The organism is Bacillus sp. JJ1503 (assembly GCF_036965125.1).
Taxonomy (GTDB): Bacteria; Bacillota; Bacilli; order Bacillales; family Cytobacillaceae; genus Cytobacillus.
In genome coordinates this window covers 1,544-3,122 of sequence record NZ_JBALOZ010000227.1, presented here as the reverse complement: position 1 = coordinate 3,122, position 1,579 = coordinate 1,544, and the positions used below count along the sequence as shown (strand labels likewise).

Here is a 1,579-nt window from a genome sequence, read left to right as displayed (position 1 = left end):
TTCCAATATGGTAATATAATCCTATATTAATACAAAGAGGTGAAATAATTGAAAAATAATATAGATAAGAAATTTTTCGAAACATATAGAAGAGGCTATCAAGACGGAAAATCTTCAACTAATGAAGAAATAGGCGCTCTAGGTTACATACTTTTTTTTATATCTTTTCTAGGAATAGCCGTAATAATTAAATTCCTTTCAAATCATGGCATAATGGTTAAAAGTGACTGGATCGAACTAAAAGATTTTATCGTATCACTTATACTGTTGCCAGTTACAGTTACGAAGTCTTTATGCTTCTTTATTTTAGGTTTTTACCCAGATGACATCATAAAACAAGACATTTTACAATTGAAATTTTCAATTATACAAACTGCTCTATATGGTTTACTCTACCTTCTTATCGCATTTATAACATATAAAATTTTATTGACTAAACTACTTAATTTTATTGATGATAAGATATATTGGCTTATCCGTAACTATCTAGTTGGACAAGAGTTAGAGTCTTACCATTATAAAAAATATAGATGGAAAGAAAAAGGCGAACTACTTCCTTTTGCTAGTATTGGAATGTTTTTATTCAAGGTTTGGAGCATTATTTATAACATCGTGCTTTATTATATGATTGTAATATTTATTATGCTAGGTAGTTTGATTGGCATTGGAATTCTAGTACTCGTTGCATTAAATTATGTATTAACTTAAATTATGTGACGTTGAATGTTTTGATAAAAATAACGATTAAGTGCCAAACAAAGTAACAATCACTATAAACACAAAAATCCACAAGAATAATTTCCTGTGGATTTTTCTGATAATGAATCCAATTTGATGTCTTTTCAATTGTACTATTCTTTAAAAAAGTAGTCGTTTTAGCTAAGAGAGTGTCAATTTTCCTTCTTACAACACTATTCCCAATTGATTTGTTAAACTTAATTGTATTATTAGTTGCAATAGTTCTTACTCTAGTTCTATTGATATACATCCATTCACCTCCAATTTTCCCTATATTCTAACACATTTCGAGAATGATAGGAGATAAGTATCAGAGGGAGGATTTTGTATTAATTAAAGCATCCGACCGGGCTTAAACCAGTAACATGTACTACACAAAGGGGAAGTGTGCAGACTGCTCTAACCTGTTGAGCTACTGATGCAAATTAAATGAGATTACTATATAGGAATTGTTTCGAAATTAAAGTGCCGATAATCTTGGCATAGGAGAACCATTTAGTCCTTCCCAACCATCATTACTAACGTGATATTGATTTATTTCTTTTTCGGTTATCTCTAAACAATTCAATTGTCCACCAAAACAACAAGCACCATCAATCCCGATCTTATCATCAGATAGCCAAATATTATTACTGTTATGGATAGTCCTGCATGTTGTATGTCCAAATACTATTGTCTGAACGACATTCCTTATAGGATTATTTATAAAATCCCATCTAATCCAATTTAAGTTGCTTATATCAGTTTTCCAGTCCGAAATAAAGGGGTTAATACCAGCATGAACAAAAATATAATCCTTTGTTTCGTGATAGTATGGAAGATTTAATAGGAATTGAATATG

At 30.1% G+C, this 1,579-nt stretch carries 1 protein-coding gene, 1 tRNA gene and 1 pseudogene; 1 reads left to right on the top strand and 2 read right to left on the bottom strand.

Annotation, left to right across the window (positions count from 1 at the left end):
- Positions 1 to 48: 48 nt before the first annotated feature.
- Entirely contained in the window at positions 49 to 708 is a 660-nt protein-coding gene (locus V7149_RS17085) for a hypothetical protein (RefSeq protein ID WP_335346811.1), read from the top strand.
- A 367-nt stretch (positions 709 to 1,075) separates the two neighbouring features.
- Here the strand turns inward: V7149_RS17085 and V7149_RS17080 are convergent.
- Both V7149_RS17080 and V7149_RS17075 read right to left on the bottom strand, forming a co-directional pair.
- A tRNA-Gly gene (locus V7149_RS17080) sits at positions 1,076 to 1,160 on the bottom strand.
- Positions 1,161 to 1,198: 38 nt separating this feature from the next.
- Positions 1,199 to 1,579 (bottom strand): annotated as a pseudogene (locus tag V7149_RS17075) (hypothetical protein); the annotation flags it as partial.